The sequence below is a fragment of the uncultured Microscilla sp. genome (assembly GCF_947493425.1).
GTDB lineage: Bacteria > Bacteroidota > Bacteroidia > Cytophagales > Microscillaceae > Microscilla.
This window is the reverse complement of the sequence record NZ_CANLRP010000698.1, coordinates 1-221: the sequence shown is the minus strand read 5'-3', so window position 1 is coordinate 221 and position 221 is coordinate 1. Positions and strand designations below refer to the sequence as shown.

Genomic DNA, 221 nt, shown 5'->3' with positions numbered 1-221 from the left:
CGTCCTTATAACCCAGCAAATCCAGTAGTTAACCTGGATGAGTCGCCTAAGCAATTAATTGCTCAAACTACTCAGGGTTTTACCGATGATCAGGGGATTGTTCATCAAGATTATGAATATGAACGAAAAGGGGTTGCCGATATATATATGCTCACTGAACCTAAGGCTGGGTGGAGGGAAGTATTGGTCAAAGACAACCACAAAGCCGTTACCTATGCAGA

General features: G+C 43.0%; 1 pseudogene. It reads left to right on the top strand.

What is annotated here, in order from left to right:
* Nucleotides 1-221, top strand: a pseudogene (locus Q0954_RS34935) (IS630 family transposase); the annotation flags it as partial.